Genomic DNA, 4,361 nt, shown 5'->3' with positions numbered 1-4,361 from the left:
GCCCAGCTCGCGGTGCTTGCGCTCGAGCATCTTGGCGCGGCGGAAGTGGTCGATGGCGCGGCGCTTCGCGGTGGCCATCAGCCAGGCGCCGGGGTTGTCGGGGATGCCGTGCTCGGGCCAGTGCTCGAGCGCGATCACGAGCGCGTCCTGCGCCAGCTCCTCGGCCAGGCCGACGTCGCCCACCATCCGGGCGAGCCCGGCGACGATCCTGGCTGACTCGATCCGCCAGACCGCTTCGACCGCGCGATGCGGATGGGTGGCCGTCATGGCGAACCATCCAACCATCCCTGGTCGGCTGATGAAGGGCCGGGGCGCGCTCCGCGACCCCGGCCCTCAGGGGCCGAGCGTTCAGGCGTTCAGGCGGGTGGCGCGAAGTCCTCGGGGCCCAGCAGCCGCAACACCTCGGCCTCGCCTTCCCAGCCTTCCCACTGGTCCCGATGCAGCCGCAGGAAGCGGGAGGCCCACTCGACGGCCTCCTCCTTTGTCCGCACCTGGTACAGGGCGTAGCTGATCATCTCCTTGGCCTCGGTGAACGGCCCGTCGGTGACGCTCAGCCGCCCGCCGGTGAGCTGGACCCGCGCGGCGTCTGCGCTCGGGGCCAGCCCGGCAGTGTCGAGCAGCGCCCCGGCCATGGTGGCCTCCTCCCCGAGCTTGGCGATCGCCTCCATGAGATCGGGCGGCGGCGGGCCGGCGGGCTGCGCGGCCTTCAGCAGAATCATGTAGCGCATCGTGATCTTCCCTTTCGTGTCTCGGTGGTGTCAGCCGTTCGTATCCTCACCAACTCGGCGGTAGTAGTGCACCGCCACCGCCGAGATCCAGGCGAAGACGACCACGAGCGCGACGATGAAGCCGACCACGCTCCAGGCAGCGCCCGCCGAGGCCGACAGCCCGGCGAAGCCGACCAGGAACATCGCCCCGGCCACCCTGGAGAAGGCCGCCCAGCCCCGCCGCCCCTCGGCGCCGAATCGGCTGGCGAGCACGAAACAGGCCACGACCAGGCTGAGGAACGCAATGCCCGCGACCGGGTAGTGCAGCGCGCCGTGCCAGGTGAGCTGGGGCTGCTGGGGCGCGCCCGGCGGGAACCCCTGGGCCGGGTCGGCGCGAAACACCAGCGCCGACAGGGCCATGCCCACCCCGAAGGCCCCGATCAGCCGCGGCACCCACCGCCCGCCACGGCCGCCGGCCAGCACCCGGCGCAGCCCGACGGCGAAGACGACCAGCATCGCGCCGGTCAGGGTGAAGTTGGCGACCTGGATCCAGCCCAGGTCGCCGTTGGCCAACAGACTCCACGCGTGCCGGGTGAGGTCGAAGCCGTCCCTGGTTAGCGCCTGGGCCAGCGACACCACGACATAGAACGGGCCGGCGATGACGCCGTAGCCCAGCAGCGACCTGGTCACCCGCACTGGCCACGGTGGCGTGTCGCTGGCGGCGCCGGGCAGCGCGGCGCCGGTCATCGTGATCGACGGCAAGGTCATCCTCCCGCTCCCTTCGCATCCGGGGCCGGATCCCTTGGCCGATCCGGCCCGCTACCCATGCCTCGAACGAAGGGGGGTGGATTCGACACCCAGCCGGAGACTTCTCTGCCGGCCCCGTCCGGGCTGCCCGCTCACTCCCGGCCCGGTGCGGCGCCGGCCCGGTCGCGCACAGGGAGTCGGTATGCTGCCCTGGTGACCCCCTTTCGCGCTCCGCTGAGCCGTCCGGCGGACTTCTTCGAGTTCTGGTCACAGACCATGCAGGAGCTGTCCCGAGTCGCGCCCGCCGTCGGGCTGGAGCCGGCCGGCGGCCGGGACGGCATCCGGCTCCAGCGGCTGTCGTTCACCTCGCTGGGCGGCGTCACCATCCACGGCTACCTGCTGCGCTGGGAGGACCGGGAGCCCCGACCGCTGGTCGTCCACGGCCACGGCTATGGCGGGCAGGTCACCGCGCAGTGGTCATGGGCCCGAGCCGGCCTCAACGTGGTCGGGGTGGATGTCCGCGGCTGGGGGCGGTCGAGGGCCGCCCTGCCGTCACCGTCGCGCTGGGGCTGGGTGCTGAGCGGGCGGGAGAGCCCGGAGCGGTCGGTGCTGCGGGGGGCGGTCTGCGACTACCTGCGCGCGGCCCAGATGGGCCGACGGCTGCTCGGTGGCGCCACCACCCGCACCGTGCTGGAAGGAACCAGCCTCGCCGGAGGGCTGGCCCTGATGGCCGAGGCGCTGGCGGGGGTGGCCGACCTGCTCGCCATCGCGGTCCCGAGCTTCGGTTGGGCCGAGGGTCGGCGGCTGCTGGCCAGCTCCGGCTCGGCGGCCGAGATCAACCGCTACCTGGAGCGCCGCCCGGAGCACGCCGCCGAGGACCTGATGGTGGTGCTTCGCTACTTCGACCCGGTCAACTTCGCCGGCCAGGTCGTCTGCCCGACCCTGATCGGGGTCGGGCAGGTCGACCCGGTCGTGCCGGCGCCGACCGTCCTGGCCATCGCCGACCGTCTCGGCGGGCCGCATGAGGTGCTGCGCTTCCCGGTCAGCCACTCGGACGGCCCCGAGGAGGACCACTGGTCGGCGTTCGAGCGGCGCTGGCTGGAGCTGGCGCGCAACGGGGTCGGGGACGGCTTCGGGCGCTGATCAGCTGGCCCAGCCGGCCAGCGCGGCCGCCTCCCGCACCCACTCGCGGAACCAGGGGCCGACCTGATGGTTGATGAAGTCCAGCAGGGCGGGTTCGTCACCCGGGTCGGGCAGGTAGTCCGACAGTCGGAATGGCTCGTGGACCACCGCGGCGGTGGTCGTCGTGGTCAGCTTCTTGTCGAAGTTCGCCACCGCGACCGGCACCAGCAGCGGCTCAGGTCGGACGTGGGCGGCGAGCCGGAAGGCGCCCGGTCGGAGCCGCAACGGGGACCGCTCGGTGGACGTCCAGGCCCCTTCGGGGCAGATGACGAGGTTCCTTCCGGCCTCGAGGTGCGCGCCGGCCACGTCGAGGAAGAAGCGGCGGCGCGCCTCGGGGGAGCTGTGTGGGTCCTCGTCGCCGGCGTCGACGTGGCCGGAGTAGGTGTAGACGTAGCCCAGACGGTCGTAGAACTGCTGGTGGCCGTACTCGTCCGGCCGAGACTTGCGGACCACCCGGATCGGCGCCTCACCGTAGCGCTCGAACACGACCATGGTGGAGACGAAGTGGGTGTCGAGGGTGAGGACGAAGTTGTTGGGCAGCACGTTGTCGGGGTGGTAGCCGAGGTGGTTCATGATGAAGATGTGCCCCGGCCGCTCGGGCAGGTGCTCCCAACCCTCGATGCGGTGACGGGTGCCGACGAACAGGCGACGGAACGCGAGCGTGCTCTTTAGCCGGACCTCCTCCGGATCCGCTCTCGGGGCGGCGCCCGCAACCGACTGGTAGATCGCCTGGAGCTGCTGGTAGAACTCGAGCTCCCGGCGCGCGCGGACCAGCAGATCGGCACAGAGCCCGGCCAGGTCGCGCTCGACCTGGTCGCCTTGGCGGCGCAGCGCGTCCAGGATCTGGAAGGCGTCGGGGAGCGTCAGCCGGTGCTCGAGGTGATACGGGAGCCGGTGCAGCGGGGAGGCGACACTGAGCCGGGGCCCACTCTGGTCCAGCAGGTCGCGGATGGCCACCACCACGTTGTCGTAGCGGCGCGCGATCAGGCGGGTCCGGGTGGCCCGCAGGCGGTCGCCGACGATCCCGAGCACAGCCCGCATGAGCGTCATCCCGAACCCGGGGCTCGCCCGGGCCTGCTGTTCGAGCGTCTCCCGACCGATCGCCAGCAGCCGGGTCGGCCCCCGGGCGATGGCGGTCGCCCGGTAGAGGTGCGGCGCCACCATCGCCGACCAGCCGATCGGATGGCCTTCATGGGTGACGGTCTGCACGACCATTGCCGGTCCGCCGCCCCTGCCCTCCACCGAGAGCTCGACCGCGCCCGCGACCAGCAGGTACAAGCAGGTGGCGGGGTTGCCCTCGGTGAACACCGGCTCGGACTCGTCGAAGCTGACCACGGTGGCCCGGCGGGCCAGGTCGGCCAGGTCACGAGGATCGAACCCCTCCAGGAAAGGCGAGCCGAGCAGGTGCTCCAGGGCCTCGGCGCCCCGCGGCGACGTCATGGTCCCTCCCCAACCGGACCGTCCCGGGGCGCGGTCAGCAGTCGCTCTCTCGCCTGCTCCAGGCGGTCGGCGACGCCGGCCGCGACGCGCCCCAGGACCAGGTAGCCCAGGCCCGGGTCGCGCTCGAACAGCTCCTCGAACGCCGCCACCGGCACCGTGACCAGCCGGCTCGGCTGCTCGCAGCGGACCGATGCCGTCGCCCGGTAGGGCGGTCGAAAGGCCGACCAGCCGACCAGCTCCCCCGGGTCACGCAGCACCGCCACCAGCAGGTCGTCCTCACCGACA

The 4,361-nt window shown here is 72.4% G+C and carries 6 protein-coding genes; 1 reads left to right on the top strand and 5 read right to left on the bottom strand.

The features are described 5' to 3' along the window. The 3 genes from VF468_31745 to VF468_31735 form a co-directional block, all read right to left on the bottom strand. Positions 1-267: sigma factor (locus VF468_31745; protein HEX5882857.1), on the bottom strand; the 267-nt coding region annotated here is incomplete at its 3' end. A gap of 89 nt (positions 268-356) precedes the next feature. Beyond that, a complete protein-coding gene (locus VF468_31740; GenBank protein HEX5882856.1) occupies positions 357-728 on the bottom strand; it encodes a YciI family protein in 372 nt (123 codons plus the stop codon). Between the two features lie 30 nt (positions 729-758). Next, on the bottom strand, positions 759-1,475 hold the full coding sequence (locus tag VF468_31735) for a DUF998 domain-containing protein (protein ID HEX5882855.1): 717 nt from the start codon (positions 1,473-1,475) through the stop codon (positions 759-761). 192 nt (positions 1,476-1,667) lie between these two features. Between VF468_31735 and VF468_31730 the strand changes: the two genes are divergently transcribed. After that, positions 1,668-2,597 (top strand): acetylxylan esterase, encoded by a 930-nt coding sequence (locus tag VF468_31730; GenBank protein ID HEX5882854.1) that lies wholly within the window; start codon positions 1,668-1,670, stop codon positions 2,595-2,597. On the opposite strand, the gene VF468_31725 is transcribed toward VF468_31730, so the two are convergent. Further along, entirely contained in the window at positions 2,598-4,076 is a 1,479-nt protein-coding gene (locus tag VF468_31725; GenBank protein ID HEX5882853.1) for a cyclic nucleotide-binding domain-containing protein, read from the bottom strand. After that, positions 4,073-4,361, bottom strand: a 289-nt coding sequence (locus VF468_31720) for a hypothetical protein (GenBank protein HEX5882852.1), incomplete at its 5' end; no start/stop codon positions are given. The genes VF468_31720 and VF468_31725, both read right to left, overlap by 4 nt.

This window comes from Actinomycetota bacterium (genome assembly GCA_036280995.1).
In the GTDB taxonomy this organism is placed as follows: domain Bacteria; phylum Actinomycetota; class CALGFH01; order CALGFH01; family CALGFH01; genus CALGFH01.
The sequence above is the reverse complement of the archived record's forward strand: the minus strand, read 5'-3'. Positions and strand labels throughout refer to the sequence as shown.